16 protein-coding genes and 1 riboswitch are annotated in these 16,838 nt (G+C 64.0%); of the genes, 8 read left to right on the top strand and 8 right to left on the bottom strand.

Features of this window, described 5'->3' with window-relative positions:
* Positions 1–48 precede the first annotated feature (48 nt).
* A complete protein-coding gene (gene mqo / locus N5D48_RS09410; RefSeq protein WP_279883437.1) occupies positions 49–1,554 on the bottom strand; it encodes a malate dehydrogenase (quinone) in 1,506 nt (501 codons plus the stop codon).
* 605 nt (positions 1,555–2,159) lie between these two features.
* Positions 2,160–2,393, bottom strand: coding sequence for a hypothetical protein (locus N5D48_RS09405; protein ID WP_279883433.1), 234 nt, complete (start codon positions 2,391–2,393; stop codon positions 2,160–2,162).
* Positions 2,394–2,566: 173 nt separating this feature from the next.
* Between N5D48_RS09405 and N5D48_RS09400 the strand changes: the two genes are divergently transcribed.
* Positions 2,567–3,151: a YajG family lipoprotein gene (locus N5D48_RS09400; protein ID WP_279807073.1), complete on the top strand. Its 585-nt coding sequence runs from the start codon at positions 2,567–2,569 to the stop codon at positions 3,149–3,151.
* Positions 3,152–3,266: 115 nt separating this feature from the next.
* On the opposite strand, the gene N5D48_RS09395 is transcribed toward N5D48_RS09400, so the two are convergent.
* Positions 3,267–3,473, bottom strand: coding sequence for a hypothetical protein (locus N5D48_RS09395; RefSeq protein ID WP_279883431.1), 207 nt, complete (start codon positions 3,471–3,473; stop codon positions 3,267–3,269).
* Positions 3,474–3,632: 159 nt separating this feature from the next.
* Between N5D48_RS09395 and N5D48_RS09390 the strand changes: the two genes are divergently transcribed.
* Entirely contained in the window at positions 3,633–3,893 is a 261-nt protein-coding gene (locus tag N5D48_RS09390; protein ID WP_279883428.1) for a hypothetical protein, read from the top strand.
* Positions 3,894–3,994: 101 nt separating this feature from the next.
* On the opposite strand, the gene N5D48_RS09385 is transcribed toward N5D48_RS09390, so the two are convergent.
* Positions 3,995–5,161 carry a 1-acyl-sn-glycerol-3-phosphate acyltransferase gene (locus N5D48_RS09385; protein WP_279883426.1) on the bottom strand — a complete coding sequence of 389 codons (1,167 nt, stop codon included), beginning with the start codon at positions 5,159–5,161 and terminating at the stop codon, positions 3,995–3,997.
* Positions 5,162–5,286: 125 nt separating this feature from the next.
* Between N5D48_RS09385 and N5D48_RS09380 the strand changes: the two genes are divergently transcribed.
* From N5D48_RS09380 to N5D48_RS09370, 3 genes are read left to right on the top strand one after another with little or no spacing between them, the layout of a single operon-like run.
* Entirely contained in the window at positions 5,287–5,469 is a 183-nt protein-coding gene (locus N5D48_RS09380; RefSeq protein ID WP_056795571.1) for a CPXCG motif-containing cysteine-rich protein, read from the top strand.
* Complete coding sequence (locus tag N5D48_RS09375) at positions 5,469–5,729, top strand: DUF2007 domain-containing protein (protein WP_279883419.1); 261 nt, start codon at positions 5,469–5,471, stop codon at positions 5,727–5,729. The genes N5D48_RS09380 and N5D48_RS09375 overlap by 1 nt, the downstream gene beginning before the upstream one ends.
* Before the next feature lie 15 nt (positions 5,730–5,744).
* The gene (locus N5D48_RS09370; RefSeq protein ID WP_279883416.1) at positions 5,745–6,365 is read left to right on the top strand and encodes an SOS response-associated peptidase; all 621 of its coding nucleotides are present in this window, start codon (positions 5,745–5,747) and stop codon (positions 6,363–6,365) included.
* Between the two features lie 162 nt (positions 6,366–6,527).
* Here the strand turns inward: N5D48_RS09370 and N5D48_RS09365 are convergent, their stop codons facing one another.
* The gene (locus tag N5D48_RS09365) at positions 6,528–8,669 is read right to left on the bottom strand and encodes a methyl-accepting chemotaxis protein (protein WP_279883414.1); all 2,142 of its coding nucleotides are present in this window, start codon (positions 8,667–8,669) and stop codon (positions 6,528–6,530) included.
* Between the two features lie 152 nt (positions 8,670–8,821).
* On the opposite strand from N5D48_RS09365, the gene N5D48_RS09360 reads away from it, so the two are divergent.
* Complete coding sequence (locus N5D48_RS09360) at positions 8,822–9,637, top strand: M48 family metallopeptidase (protein ID WP_279883411.1); 816 nt, start codon at positions 8,822–8,824, stop codon at positions 9,635–9,637.
* Between the two features lie 96 nt (positions 9,638–9,733).
* On the opposite strand, the gene N5D48_RS09355 is transcribed toward N5D48_RS09360, so the two are convergent.
* The 3 genes from N5D48_RS09355 to N5D48_RS09345 all read right to left on the bottom strand — a co-directional run bounded on the left by N5D48_RS09355 (position 9,734) and on the right by N5D48_RS09345 (position 12,584).
* The gene (locus N5D48_RS09355) at positions 9,734–10,318 is read right to left on the bottom strand and encodes a TMEM165/GDT1 family protein (RefSeq protein ID WP_279883470.1); all 585 of its coding nucleotides are present in this window, start codon (positions 10,316–10,318) and stop codon (positions 9,734–9,736) included.
* A 91-nt stretch (positions 10,319–10,409) separates the two neighbouring features.
* Positions 10,410–10,529, bottom strand: a riboswitch (yybP-ykoY riboswitch).
* A gap of 42 nt (positions 10,530–10,571) precedes the next feature.
* On the bottom strand, positions 10,572–11,567 hold the full coding sequence (locus N5D48_RS09350) for a class I SAM-dependent methyltransferase (protein WP_279883408.1): 996 nt from the start codon (positions 11,565–11,567) through the stop codon (positions 10,572–10,574).
* Between the two features lie 51 nt (positions 11,568–11,618).
* Positions 11,619–12,584 carry a 2-hydroxyacid dehydrogenase gene (locus tag N5D48_RS09345; RefSeq protein WP_279883406.1) on the bottom strand — a complete coding sequence of 322 codons (966 nt, stop codon included), beginning with the start codon at positions 12,582–12,584 and terminating at the stop codon, positions 11,619–11,621.
* Between the two features lie 295 nt (positions 12,585–12,879).
* Between N5D48_RS09345 and N5D48_RS09340 the strand changes: the two genes are divergently transcribed.
* Complete coding sequence (locus N5D48_RS09340) at positions 12,880–14,562, top strand: fatty acid--CoA ligase (protein ID WP_279883403.1); 1,683 nt, start codon at positions 12,880–12,882, stop codon at positions 14,560–14,562.
* 330 nt (positions 14,563–14,892) lie between these two features.
* Positions 14,893–16,830 carry a DUF1302 domain-containing protein gene (locus N5D48_RS09335; protein ID WP_279883401.1) on the top strand — a complete coding sequence of 646 codons (1,938 nt, stop codon included), beginning with the start codon at positions 14,893–14,895 and terminating at the stop codon, positions 16,828–16,830.
* Positions 16,831–16,838: the final 8 nt, after the last annotated feature.

Below are 16,838 nucleotides of genomic sequence, written 5' to 3'. Positions count from 1 at the left end.
CCCGCAAACAAAAAACGCCCCGAGGGGCGTTTTTTCGTTTCGGCGGGGTCAGGCGTAGTGCTTGGCCGGGCTGCTTTCCACCAGTTCCAGCGCCACGTCGTTGTCGGCGCTGATCTTGTGGTAGAGCGCGGCATCGTTGGCCAGGACCTTTTCGCGTGCCGGGAAGATCTCCTTGAGCTTGGCGGCCCAGGCGCCCTTGGCCTGCTCGGGGAAGCAGCGCTCGATCAGTTCGAGCATGATCGACACGGTGACCGACGCGCCTGGCGAGGCGCCCAGCAGGGCGGCCAGGCTGCCGTCCTGGGCCGCGACCAGCTCGGTGCCGAACTGCAGGATGCCGCCTTTCTTCGGATCCTTCTTGATGATCTGCACGCGCTGGCCGGCCACTTCCAGGCGCCAGTCTTCGGCCTTGGCCTCCGGATAGAAGCGGCGTAGCGACTCCAGGCGCTGCTCCATCGACTGCATCACCTCGCTGACCAGGTACTTGGTCAGGTCCATGTTGTCGCGGGCCACGGCCAGCATCGGGCCGATGTTGCCCATGCGCACCGACAGTGGCAGGTCCATGAGCGAGCCGTGCTTGAGGAACTTGGTGGTGAAGCCGGCGTACGGGCCGAACAGCAGCGACTTCTTGCCGTCGACCACGCGGGTGTCGAGGTGCGGAACCGACATCGGTGGCGCGCCGACCGCGGCCTGGCTGTAGACCTTGGCCTGGTGCTGCTTGACGATTTCCGGGTTGTCGCAACGCAGCCACTGGCCACTGACCGGGAAACCACCGAAGCCCTTGCTCTCCGGAATCCCGGACAACTGCAGCAGCGGCAAGGCGGCGCCACCGGCGCCGAGGAATACGAAGCGAGCGTCGACCTCACGGCTGCCGCCGCTGTTGACGTCCTTGATGCTCACGGTCCAGCCGCTGCCGTTGCGGCGCAGGCCGACGACTTTCTTGCTGTACTTGACCTGGGCGTCTGGCGAATCGCCGAGCAGCTTGAGCAGCTTGTTGGTGAGCGCGCCGAAGTTGACGTCGGTGCCTTTCATCACGCGGGTGGCGGCGATGTGCTGATCGGCCGGACGGCCAGGCATCATCAGCGGCATCCAGTCCTTCATCACGGCTTTGTCTTCGGTGTATTCCATCTCGGCGAAGGCGTGGTGCTGCTTGAGCATCTCGAAACGCTTCTTGAGGAAGGAAACGCCCTTGTCACCCTCGACGTAGCTCAGGTGCGGCACCGGATTGATGAAGGCGCGCGGCGAGCCGAAGCTGCCCTTCTTGCTCAGGTAGGCCCAGAACTGGCGCGAAACCTCGAACTGGGTGTTGATGTGCACAGCCTTCTTGATGTCGATGCTGCCATCGGCGGCCTGCGGCGTGTAATTCAGCTCGCACAGGCCGGCATGGCCGGTACCGGCGTTGTTCCAGGGGTTGGAACTCTCCGCGGCCCCGGAGTCCATCGCCTCGACGACCTCCAGCTTGATCGACGGGTCGAGCTCCTTGAGCAGTACGGCCAGGGTGGCACTCATGATGCCCGCGCCTACCAGTACTACATCAACCGATTCGTTCTGCGCCATTTAACGCGTCTCCACAATCTACAGCACCTAATTGACAGCACAGGATTCCTGGGATGGCCAGGAACGCCATGTCCGACTCTTCGCAGTTCTTGCAACTTCCGCGGACACCGCCAATCAGTCTTGGGTGTTCGGCTATTGAACGCCCTTTGCCACGGGTGCGGCAATTCGACTTATGGTCAAGTGGTCCGTCGTGCGTTACGGGCCGGCCTCAGAGGCTCATCAATGATGAACGCTTTTGCCGTCTGTTCAGGGCTGTTCGGGACACATCTGCCGCTCTTGCACATGCCAGACTGTTCATTTGCTCGCCACACTCTCGTGAAGTTGTGAAAAACCGTTTTTTCACGCTCTTTTGGAGTCGTGAACCTCAAAAGTGGACTGCGCGATGGCAACCCGCAGGTTCATGCGAAGCAGAAGGCCGGAAACAGCAGGCACGACAGCCAATGCAAGACCTGAGTGGAAGGCTCTCTGTGGGCGAAGCGTCGAGGGTGCCGGGGTCAAGCGGCGAATGCGGGGCCCGATCAGGAGACGTCCTTATAATCGGGGGGAGATTATAACGAGGTCGCGGGCAGAAAGGTCGTTCTTCTTGGTTTTTATTGCAGCGTTTGTCAGGCAGACAGGATGCGCTGTTGCCAACGGCGCGTTGCACGGGCGCAAACCCGGGCGCTGGCGGGTAGTGGCTGGCCGAGCCAGCCCAGGTACGCATCGCTGACCTGCACCCAGCCGCTCCCGGCGGGCTGCTGCACGCATTGCTTGAAGCCAAGACAGATGCCGTGGTCGTCAAGGCGGGCGTAAGTGTTGTGGCGCGGGCGGTGGAAGAGCAGGGTCCAGAGCGAGGCCATGGTGGCGAGTCCTGTGCGTGAGGGCTGGAGCAAGGATAACCGCAGGGGCATGAAACGATTGTGACAAAGGCGCAGCTTGCAAGTGACCAGGGCTGCTTTTTCTTGCCGCTTGCCGCTTACAGCTTGCCGCTAGGTATACTGTGGCCTTTGCCGCTTTTTCTGGAGAAATGCGCATGTTGCAACGTCTGTTGGTCGGTTTGTTCGCGGTGGCCAGCCTGAGCCTGGCCGGTTGTGCCCACAGCCCGCAGCAACTCAGCCCGCAACCCAAGCTCACCCAGCAGCTCGCCCCGGTCGGCCACGGTCAGCCCGTGGTGGTCAGGGTCGTCGATGGACGCGCCTCGCAATCGCTGGGCACCCGCGGTGGCATGTACCCCGAGACCAGCACCATCACCGTCAACGGCAACGACATCGTGCCGAAGCTGCAGGCCCAGGCCGAGGCGGCGGTGCGCCTGCTCGGCTTCACCCCGACGCCCAATGCCGGCAATGCGCCGCAGCTGACCGTGACCCTGGCCGAACTCAAGTACCAGTCGCCCAAGGACAAGATGTACGTGACCGAGGCGACCATCGGCGCCACCTTCCGTGCCGACGTGTCCAATGCCAACCGTCGCTACAGCGGCCGTTACGGGGCCTCCCTCGACCAGCGTTTCGGCATGGCGCCGAACCAGGAGACCAACACCAAGCTGGTGAGTGATGTGCTCAGCGATGCGCTGACCCGCCTGTTCAAGGACCCGACCATCGGTCAGGTGCTGGGCGAGTAAGGCATCAGAAATGAAGAAACCCGCCGCCTGTGCCCAGGTCGCGGGTTTTTTGTTGCCTGAAGCCGCTTCCACAGGGATCGCACTTGCGCAATGGCCGCGAAGAAGGCGATGCGATTCAGGCGGCCTGCACGTTGAAATCGAGCAGGCTGATCCCGGTGTGCGGGTCGACCTCCGGCAGGTCGTGGTGGGCATGGCCGCCCAGCGCGCAGTAGACCAGCCACTGACGATCCTGGACGTTGATCGCGAAGCCGTCGATCAGCGCCTGCTGCTCTTCGCTCTGGGTGACGAGATACAGGCGGTCCTGGTTTTCGGCGTGCAGCATGACAAGCTCCGGTTCGGTTGAAGGCCGACAGGGTGGCCTGCCTGGATGACGAGCGTGTGACAGATGAAATTAAATGACAGTTGGTCGCAAAGTCGCGGTTCGGCCCGTGGCCTTGGGTAGAATGCCGCCCTTTGTTGCACGTGATACCGAGGTCGCGCAATGTCGTTGCAAGTGCTCTGGGGCTTTCTGGCCGCCCATCCGGCCAAGCTGATCAACCTGCTGGCCCTGTTCATCACCTGTCCTGGCGGGTTGCTGCTGCAAAGCGCACGGCGGCGCGCGGCGCTGAGGCGGGAACGCCTGGCTGTGGATGAAGGCGTGGTGGATGGGCTCGAACAGCGGATGCCGCGCTACTACTACATTCTTGGCTTCTGCTGTCTGGCGATGGCCTTGCTGCTGTCCTGGTTCAGTACCTGGATCTGATTCGTGGGAGCGGGCTTGCCCCGCGAAGGCATCAGACCAGACAACATCATTGCTTGGTCTGACATCATCGCGGGGCAAGCCCGCTCCCATGAGTCGTATTGTCAGGCCGATGCCGGCTGACGCTTCACCTGGTACTGGTTGCGCACAGGCGTCGCATACTGCTGCACCAGATACGGCTGATGCTCCACCGGGCAGGCGTCCAGCCGGCGCTGCCACTCCTGCTTGGCCTTGGCCAGCTCATCGGCCGGGAACAGCGTCTCGGCGCTTGGCACCTCCAGCTCGGTCTCTTTTTCCGCCCACATCGCATAGGCCAGGTAATGCACCGGGAACAACCGGTAACCGCCGAGGATCTGTCGGTCGATCGCCTGCGCCAGCTGTTTGGTGTCCTCGTGGTACTCGGTCACCGGGGGGGCGAAGTTGATGTGTACCCGCCCTTTGTAGCCAGTGATGCCCTGGGCGATGCTGTTGTCGTCCTCGCCCGGCGCCTTCTTGTAGCCGCCGGTGGTGGCGCGGATGTACAGCTCGCGAGCCTTGGCCTGGTCGCAAGGATCGTATTCGTAGCTGATCGACACCGGGATCAGGTTGAGGCCCTGGATCACCGCGCCGAACGGTTCGTCCTTGCGGCTCATGTGGAACATCTTGAGGATCGCCGAGTCGGTGCGGTCGTCACCGTCCTTGGCGCGGCCCTCGGCCTGGGCAATCCAGATCGACACGCAATCGTTGCGGATCGAGTGGTTGATGTACGCCGAGAGCAGCTGATAGGCCGCCAGCTTTTCGCGGCGTCCGCTGATCGAGCGATGCACGATGAAGCTTTTGTTCAGGCGCATCATGTCGCTGACGAACGGCTTCTGCAGCAGGTTGTCGCCAATGGCGATGCGCGGCGTCGGCAGGCCGGCGTGGTACACCGCATAGTTGACGAAGGCCGGGTCCATCACGATGTCGCGGTGGTTGGCCAGGAACAGATAGGCAGTGCCGGACTTGAGCTGCTCGACGCCGGTGTAGGTGACGCCGTCGGTGGCACGGTCGATGGTGCGGTCGACATAGTACTCGACCTTGTCCTGCAGCGTGGACACGCAGCTCACGCCGGCGAATTCCTTGCGCAGGCGCCGGGCGATCAGCGGTTTGAGCAGCCAGCCGAAGGCGCCCGCCGCGCGGGGGAAACGGAAGTGGGTGAGGATATCGAGGAATGCCGGGTCGCTGAGCAGGCGTGCCAGAACGGCAGGGACCTCAGCGTCGTCGTACGGTCGGATGGCATCGAATTCGCCCATCATGCTCTCTTGTTGGAAACGGCTAGGGTAATAAGGTAGGGACGGGGTCCGAAAAACGGCTCGAACACACACAGGCCCCGTAAACAGACCGGCAATTATACGCACAAGTCACTCGGGAGGCCGCGATGCTGGAGACTGCGATCTACGATTGCCCCTATTGTGGTGAGGAAGTCGAAACCACCGTGGACCTGTCCGCAGGCGATCAGGAGTACATCGAGGACTGCCAGGTGTGCTGCAAGCCTATCCGTTTTGTGCTGCAGGTACATGGCGAGGAATGGATGCTGGACGTATACGGTGAGAATGACTGATGCAGCGAATCTACGACCCGGAAAGCCTGCTGGAGGCCCAGATGCTGGTAGGCATGCTGACCAGCGAAGGCATCGAGGTGCATCTGGTCGGGCGCGACCTGATGGGGGCGATGGGCGAGTTGCCGACCCAGGGGTTGCTGGGCCTGGCGGTGGCGGATGAACAGGCCGAGTACGCACGGCAGCTGATCGATGCGTACAATGCCGCCCAGCCACTTGCCGGCGACGAACCGGAGAGTTATCCGGGAACCCTGATCTGCTAGGTTTTGAATTCGCCCATGTGTGGACGCTATGCCCTGTTTCGCTGGTCCCAGGCCTTTGCCGGCTTGCCGGGCTTCCCCTCGGGCCAGCAGGCCCAATGGAACATCTCCCCCGGGGCCTCGGTGTTGATCCAGCGCCAGCTCGATGGCCAGCTGCAACTGGCCAGCGCGCGCTGGGGGCTCACCCCGGCGTGGCTTACCGACCTGTCCCGTACCCCGGCCCAGGCGCGTGCCGAGACCCTGGCCGAGCAACCCATGTTTCGCGAACCGTTGCGCAAGCGGCGCTGCCTGATGCCGGCCAACGGGTTCTACGAGTGGCGCGGCACCGCGCGCAAGCGACCGTACTGGGTGACGCCGGGGGAGGGGGCCTCGCTGTTCTTCGCCGCGCTGTGGGAAGTCTACCCGGTGCAAGAACAGCAGTGGCTGAGCTGCGCGGTGGTGACCCAGGCGGCGATGAACCAGCGCCGGCCACTGATTCTGGATGAGGCCGAGCAGGCGCTGTGGCTGGATCCCGAGACACCGATGGCGAGGCTGCACGAATTGTTGGCCAAGCCAGCGACGGCATTGCGTGAGCGAGCACTGGCGTTCTTCGTCAACGATCCGAAGCTCAATGGGCCGGAGTGCCTGACACCGGCGTAGGTGGCGTACGGTACTCGGTGTAGGAGCGGCCTTGCCGAGGCGTCGGACCGGTCGGAACGGGGCGCGTAGCGGCCCCAGATTCCGAGCCATCATCGAAATTGCTGGGGCTGCTGCGCAGCCCTTTCGCGACGCAAGGCCGCTCCTACAGGTGCGCGACCTGAGCTACACCCTGAACTGATTGATCAACCGCCGTTGCTGTTCCGCCAGCTTGGTCAGCTCGGCGCTGGCCTGGCTCGACTCGTCGGCGCCACCGGCCACTTCGCCGGCCACCTGGCCGATGTTGATCACGTTGCGGTTGATGTCCTCGGCCACGGCGCTCTGCTCCTCGGCGGCGCTGGCGATCTGGGTGTTCATGTCGTTGATCACCGACACCGCCTGGGTGATGCTCTCCAGCGCCTGCGCGGCGCGGCTGGCCTGCTGCACGCTGTCGTCGGTCTTGCCCTGGCTGTCCTCCATCACCTTGACCACTTCGCGGGTGCCCTGCTGTAACTGCTGGATCATCTGCTGGATCTCTTCGGTGGCCTGCTGGGTCTTCTGCGCCAGGTTGCGCACCTCGTCGGCGACCACGGCGAAGCCACGGCCCTGTTCGCCGGCGCGGGCCGCCTCGATGGCCGCGTTGAGCGCCAGCAGGTTGGTCTGCTCGGCGATGGCGCGGATGGTCACCAGGATGGCGTTGATGTTCTCGCTGTCGCGCGCCAGGTCCTGGACCACGGTCACCGCGCGGCTGATCTCGGTGGCCAGGGCGCCGATGGCGTGGGACGTGTCGCGCACGATGCCCAGCCCCTGGTTCGCCGCCCGGTCGGCATCGCTGGCGGCCTGGGCCGCCTGCGTCGCGTTGCGTGCCACGTCCTGTGCGGTGGCGGTCATTTCATGCACGGCGGTGGCCACCTGGTCGATCTCGGCCATCTGCTTGTGCACGCCCTGGTTGGTGCGGATGGCGATATCGGCGGTATGTTCCGACGAGTCGCTGACCTTCTGCACCGAGCTCACCACCTGGCTGATCATCGCCTGCAGTTTGGCCAGGAAGGTGTTGAAGCCCTTGGCGATGGCGCCCAGTTCGTCGGCCCGATCGCTTTGCAGGCGGCGGGTCAGGTCGCCTTCGCCCTGGGCGATATCGTCGAGCATGGCCACCATCTGCCGCAGCGGACGAGCGATGCCATGGGCCAGCAGCCAGATCACCAGCAGGCCGAGCGCCGCGATGCCCAGGCCGACGATGGTCATGCCAGTGATGTCGGTACGACGCTGTTCGGCCAGGTCTTTTTGCAACTGGTTGGCGTCGGCCATCACGGTGCTCAGGGGCAGTTCGAGCAGCAGCGTCCAGCGTGCGTCGGTGCTGGCGATCTTGAACGGCAGGTACAGCTCGATGCGGTCCTTGCCGGCGTCCACCTGGTACTGCAGGGCCTCGCCGCTCAGGCTCGCGAGGGTGCTGGCTTCGTCGCTGTCCAGCACATCGCTGGCCTTCTCGCCAAACTTCGCCGGGTCACGGGTGTAGGCCACCAGGCGGCCATTGCTCGATACCAGCGCCAGTTCGCCGGCGCCGTCGTACAGCTGGCGGTCGGCGGCATTGAGCAGGTCCTGGATGAAGTTGACCGATAGGTCGGCCCCGGCCATGCCCTGGAACTGGCCGTCGATCATGATCGGTTCGACGAATGAGGCGAGCATGACCATTTTGTCGCCCACCTTGTAGGGTGCCGGGTCGATCACGCAGGCCTTCTTCGACTCCTTCGGGCACAGGTAGTACTCGCTGGCGCGCACGCCTGTGGCCAGCACGGTGCGGTCGTCGACATCGGCCAGCTTGTCCTGGCCGAGGCTGCCGTCGCCGTTGCGGAACCACCAGGGCAGGAAGCGGCCGCTGGCGCTGTCGATGCCGACCAGTTGGCTGCCGACATAGCGGCTGTCGGCATGGTCGAGCGCGTTCGGCTCCCAGCCGAGGTAGGCGCCGAGCACGCTCGGGTTGACCTCGACGGTGCGTTTGAGCTGGTTGATCAGGTGTTCGCGGTCGACGCGCATCAGTGGCTGGCCGTCGGCACCCTGCATGCCGATCATCGCATTGGCGGTGGCGAGGCTGCGGGCGATCGACAGGGGCGCCTCCAGGCCGCGCTGGATCTCGCTTACCTGGGTGCGCGCCAGGGCCGTGAGGCGCTGCTCGATGACCGTCTCGAACTGTTGCTGGGTGCGCGTTTGCACCAGCGACTGGGTCCGCTGCCCGGCATACACGGCATACAGCACCAGGGCCGCGACAATGCTCAGTACGATGGCTCCGGCCAAGGCGGCCACGGAAAACTGGATCGACTTGAATTTCATGGCAAGGCTCCGCGCGCAAGCAGGTTGTTACCGGGTGTTATCGGCGGGCTAATACCAAAGCATGAGGACCGTGCGAGAAATCTTCCCTGCGGCTCTGGCCCAGGCGGACGTCTGGGCCTAGGATACGCGGCATGTAAAAAGGGAGTGTTTTCATGCGTAAGTCATTCGTCGTCGGCCTGCTCGGTGCCAGCGTCCTGCTGGGCGGTTGCCAGGCGGTCAATACCACCAGCGGTGGCGCCGTGGGCGTCGAGCGCAAGCAGTACATGTTCAGCATGCTCTCGACCGACCAGGTCAACCAGATGTACGCGCAGTCATACCAGCAGACACTTGGCGAAGCCTCGAGCAAGGGCGTGCTGGACAAGAGCAGCAACGATGCCAAGCGCGTGCAGGCCATCGCCAAGCGCCTGATCGCCCAGGCGCCACAGTTCCGGCCGGATGCCGCGCAGTGGAACTGGGAAGTCAATGTGATCAAGAGCGATGAGCTCAACGCCAACTGCGGCCCGGGCGGCAAGATCATCGTCTACACCGGTTTGATCGACCAGCTGAAGCTGACCGATGCCGAGATCGCCGCGGTGGTGGGGCACGAGATCGCCCACGCCCTGCGTGAACACAGCCGCGAAGCGATGTCCAAGGCCTACGGTGTGGAAATGGCCCGCCAGGGCGCCGGGGCGATCTTCGGCCTGGGCCAGGACAGCATGGCCATGGCCGATACCGTGGTGAACTACGCCATGACCTTGCCCAACAGCCGGTCCAACGAGAACGAGGCCGACCTGATCGGCCTGGAGCTCTCGGCCCGCGCCGGCTATGACCCGAATGCCGCGATCACCTTGTGGAACAAGATGAGCAAGGCGTCGGAAGGCGCGCCACCCGAGTTCATGAGTACCCACCCGGCTTCGAGCAGCCGGATCGCCTCGTTGCAGGCGGCGATTCCGAAGGTGATGCCGCTGTATCAGGCGGCCAAGCAGTAAAAAAATAGCTGCAAGCTTCAAGCTGCAAGCTTCAAGAGGAAGCCGATACACTTTTGCTTGCAGCTTGCAGCTTGCAGCTTGCAGCTTGCAGCTGTCTTACCCAATCCAGCCACTGGTCTTCATCGCCGAATACACCGCGACGATCGCCAGCACGAAGAACGCGGTCGCCGCCAGGCGACGGATCAGCGTCAGCGGCAGTTTCTCTGCCGCGAAGTTGCCCGCCAGAACCACCGGCACGTTGGCGATCAGCATGCCCACGGTGGTGCCGAGGATGACCATGATCAGGTGTGGATACTGAGCGGCCAGCATCACCGTGGCCACCTGGGTCTTGTCGCCGATCTCGGCGAGGAAGAAGGCGATCAGCGTGGTGACGAACGGCCCGAAGCGCCGCGCGTTGCTGGTTTCGTCATCGTCCATCTTGTCCGGTATCAGGGTCCACAGCGCGGTGGCGGCGAAGCTCGCGGCGAGGATCCAGTGCAGCACCGACTCGCTGAAGAAACCGCTGACCCAGGCGCCCACGGCACCCGCGGCTGCGTGGTTGGCCAGGGTCGCGGCGATGATCCCGGCGATGATCGGCCAGGGTTTGCGAAAGCGGGCGGCGAGAATGAGCGCGAGCAATTGCGTCTTGTCGCCGATTTCGGCGAGCGCAACGATGGCGGTAGGGACGAGCAACGATTCCAGCATCAGGATTCCTACGGGGGCGGGTCGACACGGCTATGACACGTACGACCTTCCCGCCCCGGGTAAGGTGTGCGTGTCATAGGTCTTGTCAAACCCTGGACCTGTCTGCGCAGATCGTGGGTCGCACGCGCCATGGCCTGTGGGCCAAGTGTGTTGACGCGTACCGGGCGAGCAGGGCGCTCGCGGGAGACTACTCCCCTAGGACGGAGCGGATTCTGCCTAGTGCGATCGCTTTCGGCAAGCTCTGTTTTTATCAGCGTGTTGCACGGTAGATCCGAAAGCCATGTGCTTCGGCACGGATTTCACAATTGCCCAAGGCGCCTTCGATCAGCGGTTGGTAGCGCAGGAAGCTGTTGGCGACCAGGCGTATTTCCCCGCCTTTTCGCAGATGTTCGCCTGATTTTTTCAACAAGTTTTCCGATGCCTGGTAATCGGTATGCACCCCGGTGTGGAACGGTGGATTGCTCAGGATCAGGTCCAGGCCGGTGGGCGCGGCATCGATGCCGTCACCGCTGATCACTTCGCCTTCCAGGCTATTGGCGGCCAGGGTCATGCGACTGGCCGCGACCGCGAAGGCATCGACATCGAGCAGGGTGATCCGGCTCTGCGGATAACGACGCTTGATCGTCGCGCCGAGCACGCCAGCGCCGCAGCCGAAGTCCAGGACATGGCCGGCGGGCAGTCCGTCGAGGTGTTCCAGCAGCAGCGCGCTGCCCTTGTCCAGACGCCCATGGCTGAACACCCCCGGCAGGCTGACCACGTGCAGCGGGCCATCGGCCAGTGGCAGTTCGAAGCGTTCGGCCAGGCTTTCCAGTCGTTTGGCCTCGGGGGCGTTGTCGATGGTCACCTGCCAGAGCTGGCAGTGTCTGGCGCTGTCGAGCTTGCGCGGTTTGCCGAAGGCCTGCAATTGCTTGGCCGCGCCTTCGATGCCGCCGCGCTTCTCCCCCACCAGGTACAAGATGCGCCCGGCCAGGCGCGAGGCCAGGGCGTTGAGCAGGTAGGCCGCCAGCTCGCGGGACTTGGGCAGGAACAGCACGGCGGCGTCGAAGGCCACCTCCGGCACCTCGACCCCATAGTGGCTGCGCCCGTCGAAGCGGCCTGCGAGCAACGCCTGGTCACCCGCGTGCCAGGTCCAGCCATGGGCGCCAGGCAACTGGCCGAGCAGGCCATCGGCCTGGACCCCGGCGATCAGCAGCGGGCCCTGGAACAGGTCCGCCTGGCGGAGCAATACTTCACTGCGCGGGTCCATGGACGACGCCTCCTGAAAAAAGTGGCGCAGTGTACCAGAGGCGTCGGTGGATCAGCCGACCACTCGCCGAGGCTGGCCAGCGAAGTAGGCCTGGGCGTTCTCGGCCAGCTGGCCGACGATGCGCTGGCGCGACTCCACCGCGCCCCAGGCGCTGTGCGGGGTGATGATCAGACGCGGGATGTCCGTCGCCAGCAATGGATTGCCGTCGACCGGCGGCTCGACGCTCAAGACATCGGTGGCGGCGCCGCCCAGGTGGCCACCCCGCAGGGCATCGACCAGGGCCTGCTCGTCGATCAGTCCGCCGCGGGCGGTGTTGACCACCAGCGCATGAGGCTTGAGCAAGGCCAGCTCGCGGGCGCCGATCATGTGCCGGGTCTGCTCGTTGAGCGGGCAGTGCAGGGTCAGGGCATCGACCTGCGGTAGCAGTTCGTCCAGCGGCAGGCGATCGGCGCGGGGCGGGCGCCCGGGGATCTGCCCGCTCAGCACGCGCATGCCGAAGGCTTCGGCCAGGTGCGCCACCGCGCCGCCCAGCTCGCCATGGCCGAGCAGGCCGAGGGTCTTGCCCTCCAGCTCGACGATGGGAAAGTCCAGCAGGCAGAACTGGCTGGCCTTGGCCCACTGCCCGGCCTTCACCGCCTGGTCGTAGTCGCACAGGCGCGTGGCCAGGGCCAGCAGCAGGGCCAGGGTGTGCTGGGCCACCGATGGCGTGCCGTAGCCCTGGCAGTTGCACACGGTGATGCCCTGGGCACGGGCGGCGGCCAGGTCGACATTGTTGGTGCCGGTGGCGGCTACCAGGATCAGCTTGAGGTCAGGGGCGGCGGCCAGTGTGGCGGCATCGAGCATCACCTTGTTGCTGATCACCGCCGTGGCGCCTTGCAGGCGTTCGGCGACCTGCCCTGGCGCGGTGGCGGCGTGCAGTTGCAGTTCATCGAACTGCGACTGCAGTGGCGAAAGGTCGAGGTCACCCAGGTCCAGTGACTGGTGATCGAGAAACACGGCGCGACGTGGGCTGGGCATGGAGGCTCCGGTGCAGGGCTGGATACATTCTTGGTGTTGGTTCGAAGCTGTGGGAGCGGGTTTACCCGCGAATGCGCAGGCGAGTCCACTAGCGCATTCGCGGGTAAAGCCGCTCCCACAGGGCACGCGATCCGTTCGGGGCAGTGTCTGGCCCGGCGTTGCTGTTCGTCAACGCCGACATCGCCACTCATACCTTGGCGCGGCAAATCATTCCTTCGGCTGATTTGACCGGTGCGTCACCGAACTACAGTGGATTCCTGAACCGTTCTGCCCGTATTGAAGAAAAGGGATACCCATGTTGCAGACACGCATCATCAAGCCCGCCGAGGGCGCCTACCAATACCCGTTGCTGATCAAGCGCCTGCTGATGTCCGGCAGCCGCTACGAGAAGACCCGCGAGATCGTCTACCGCGACCAGATCCGCCTCACTTACCCGCAGTTGAACGAGCGCATCGCCCGCCTGGCCAATGTGTTGACCGCGGCCGGTGTGAAGGCCGGTGACACCGTGGCGGTGATGGACTGGGACAGCCACCGTTACCTGGAGTGCATGTTCGCCATCCCGATGATCGGCGCCGTGGTACACACCATCAACGTGCGCCTGTCGCCCGAGCAGATCCTCTACACCATGAATCACGCCGAAGACCGCTTCGTGCTGGTCAACAGTGATTTCATCGGCCTCTACCAGGGCATCGCCGGGCAGCTGACCACGGTCGACAAGACCCTGCTGCTGACCGACGGCCCGGACAAGACCGCCGACCTGCCGAACCTGGTGGGCGAGTACGAGCAACTGCTGGCTGCCGCCAGCCCGCAGTACGACTTCCCCGACTTCGACGAGAACTCGGTGGCCACCACCTTCTACACCACCGGCACCACCGGCAATCCCAAGGGGGTGTATTTCACCCATCGCCAGCTGGTGCTGCACACCCTGGCCGAAACTTCGGTGCTGGGCAGCCTGGACAGCGTGCGGCTGCTGAGCAGCAACGACGTCTACATGCCGATCACGCCGATGTTCCATGTGCACGCCTGGGGCATCCCCTACGCGGCGACCATGATGGGTATCAAGCAGGTCTACCCGGGGCGCTACGAGCCGGACATGCTGGTCAGGCTGTGGCGCGAGGAGAAGGTGACCTTCTCCCACTGCGTGCCGACCATCCTGCAGATGCTGCTCAACTGCCCGTCGGCGGCCGGTCAGGATTTCGGTGGCTGGAAGATCATCATTGGCGGCAGCGCGCTCAATCGCGCCCTGTACCAGGCTGCGCTGGCCCGTGGTATCCAGCTCACCGCCGCCTACGGCATGTCGGAAACCTGCCCGCTCATCAGCGCCGCGCACCTGAACGACGAGCTGCAGGCCGGCAGCGAGGATGAGCGCACCAGCTACCGGATCAAGGCCGGCGTGCCGGTGCCTCTGGTCGAGGCTGCCATCGTCGATGGCAATGGCAACTTCCTGCCCGCCGATGGTGAAACCCAGGGCGAACTGGTGCTGCGCGCGCCCTGGCTGACCATGGGCTACTTCCGCGAACCGGAGAAGGGCGAGGAACTGTGGCAGGGCGGCTGGTTGCACACCGGGGATGTCGCCACCCTGGACGGCATGGGCTATATCGACATCCGCGACCGGATCAAGGATGTGATCAAGACCGGTGGCGAGTGGATCTCGTCGCTCGACCTCGAAGACCTGATCAGTCGCCATCCGGCGGTGCGCGAAGTGGCGGTGGTCGGTGTGCCGGACCCGCAATGGGGCGAGCGACCATTCGCGTTGCTGGTGGCGCGTGACGGGCAGAGCATCGATGCGCGCGCGCTCAAGGAGCATCTCAAGCCATTCGTCGAGCAAGGGCACATCAACAAGTGGGCGATCCCCAGCCAGATCGCCCTTGTTACTGAAATTCCCAAGACCAGCGTCGGCAAGCTCGACAAGAAGCGCATTCGCCTGGATATCAGCCAGTGGCAGGCCAGTAACAGCACGTTCCTTTCCACGTTGTAACCGGGGAGCGGGTCATGCCCTTTCTGGCATGACCCGCGGACTAGACACCGTGCCGCCTTGTCAAACGCTGGAATTGAGCCATGCTTGAGCACTGCCAGCGCACGGGCCGGTCGTTCGGGGCGGCCATCAGCAGGGAACGCAAATCACACTTTAGAGGGATCAAGCACCTGTGGTCGCTGGCTATAGTCGGGTCAGGGGATTTTCAGGAATGGGGGAGGGCGTCGTACCGCAGCGGGCGACGTCACCGGCAGGAGCCTGCTTCAACCAGGCGCTCGGGCCGTTTCTGAAAGGACTCACTGCCATAACAAAAAAGTACATGGAGTAGCGTCGATGACATCTGCAAACCCGTTCTGGCGCCGGGCTAAACTGCCTCTGGCCGTCAGCCTCGCTTCTACGCTCGCAAGTCCAGCTTTCGCGGTCAGCTTCAACATCGGGGAAATCGAAGGCCAGTTCGACTCGTCGCTCTCCGTCGGTGCCAGCTGGTCGACCGCCAACCCCAACAAGAACCTCATCGGTGCCAACAACGGCGGCAGGGGGCTGTCGCAGACCTCCGACGATGGCCACCTGAACTTCAAGAAAGGCGAGACCTTCTCGAAGATCTTCAAGGGTATCCATGACCTGGAGCTCAAGTACGGTGACACCGGCGTGTTCGTCCGCGGCAAGTACTGGTACGACTTCGAACTCAAGGATGAAAACCGCCAGTTCAAGGACATCAGCGATTCGGGCCGCAAGGAGGGCGCCAAGTCCTCGGGCGCCGAGCTGCTCGACGCCTTTGTCTACCACAACTACAGCATCGCCGACCTGCCGGGCACGGTGCGCCTGGGCAAGCAGGTGGTGAGCTGGGGTGAAAGTACCTTCATCGGTGGTGGCATCAACGCCATCAACCCCATCGATGTCTCGGCGTTCCGCCGTCCTGGCGCGGAGATCAAGGAAGGCCTGATCCCCGTCAACATGTTCTACGTGTCGCAAAGCCTGACCGATAACCTGACCGCCGAAGGTTTCTACCAGATCGAATGGGACCAGACCGTCGTCGACAACTGCGGGACCTTCTTCTCCCAGCCTGACGTGATCGCCGATGGTTGCAACAACAACCTGGCGGTGCTGGCCAAGCAGGCGAACGTGGCAAGAAGCCTGTCCGCACAGCTTGGCCCGTTCACCGGGGCGGCGATGAACGCGCTGTCCGGGCAGGGCGTGAGCTGGGGTTCGCCTGACGAGGGCGTGATCGTGCGCCGTGGGCCGGACCGCGATGCCCGTGACAGCGGCCAGTTCGGCGTGGCCCTGCGCTACATGTACGAGCCGCTGAACACCGAGTTCGGTGGTTATTTCATGAACTACCACAGCCGGGCACCGATCTTCAGTGGTCGGGGCGCGGCAGCTCGCTTCTACAACCCGGCCAACCTGGCTGGCGCATTGGCGCGCGCGGGCGTTCCGGCTGGCGCCGCAACCAACCCGGCCCTGCTCCAGGCGCTCATGCCCCTGTATGTCGCGGGCAACTCCAGCTACTACGTGGAGTATCCCGAGGACATCCGCCTCTACGGCCTGAGCTTCTCCACCACCTTGCCCACCGGCACGGCCTGGAGCGGCGAGATCAGCTATCGGCCGAATGCGCCCGTGCAGCTGAACACCACCGACATCCTGTATTCGGGCCTGACGCCACTCGACCCCAACACATCGGTGCTCAAAGGCACGCCGGACGCTGACCAGCCAGGCTATCGCCGCAAGGAGATCACCCAGCTGCAGACCACCTTCACCCACTTCTTCGACCAGGTCATGGGCGCCGAGCGTCTGACCATGGTCGGTGAAATTGGCTGGACTCACGTCGGCGGACTGGAAAGCTCTTCCAAGGCGCGCTATGGCCGTGACCCGGTCTACGGCCCCGGCCCGCTGCCCAATGGCCGCTGCCGAAGCCTCAACGCCACCACGCTGGCCGGTGTCGAGCAGAACAACCTGTCGCGCTACTGCGAAAACGAAGGCTTCACCACCTCCGACTCCTGGGGTTATCGCGTTCGCGCGATCTGGGACTACAACAACGTCTTCGCCGGTGTGAACCTGCGCCCGAGCGTGGCCTGGTCCCATGACGTCGATGGTTACTCCCCAGGCCCTGGCGGCAACTTCGAGGAAGGTCGCAAGGCGGTCAGCCTGGGCCTGGACGCCGAGTACCAGAACACCTACACGGCGAGCCTGTCGTACACCAACTTCTTCGATGGCAAGTACACCACCGTGGATGACCGTGACTTCGTCGCGCTCAGCTTCGGCGTGAACTTCTAAGAACCCTG

The organism is Pseudomonas sp. GD03858 (assembly GCF_029840925.1).
GTDB lineage: Bacteria > Pseudomonadota > Gammaproteobacteria > Pseudomonadales > Pseudomonadaceae > Aquipseudomonas.
This window is presented reverse-complemented; position numbering and strand designations above follow the sequence as displayed.